This is a genomic window from Olsenella uli (assembly GCF_016899935.1).
GTDB classification, from domain to species: Bacteria; Actinomycetota; Coriobacteriia; order Coriobacteriales; family Atopobiaceae; genus Thermophilibacter; species Thermophilibacter uli_B.
Genome location: NZ_JACJJK010000020.1, coordinates 1 through 306 on the forward strand (window position 1 = coordinate 1; position 306 = coordinate 306).

The following is a 306-nucleotide window of genomic DNA, read 5'->3' on the forward strand; positions in this document are numbered from 1 at the left end:
ACATAGCTCAGATATATTCTGAGCTATTTTATTAGGATTTTTCATTATAAAATCTTGGACAAGAATAATTTTGTACGTTCTTGCTTAGGATTTTCAAAAATTTCTTTTGGAGTACCTTCTTCTATAATACGACCTTCATCAACAAATAATACGCGGTCACCTACTTCACGAGCAAAACCCATTTCATGTGTTACAACAACCATTGTCATGCCTTGTTGTGCCAATTTTTTCATAACATCTAAAACTTCTGTAACCATTTCTGGGTCAAGTGCTGAAGTTGGTTCATCAAAAAGCATAACTTTAGGC

1 pseudogene is annotated in these 306 nt (G+C 33.7%); it reads right to left on the reverse strand.

Annotated elements, in window-relative coordinates:
• Positions 1 to 44 precede the first annotated feature (44 nt).
• Positions 45 to 306 (reverse strand): annotated as a pseudogene (locus tag H6A07_RS09680) (amino acid ABC transporter ATP-binding protein); the annotation flags it as partial.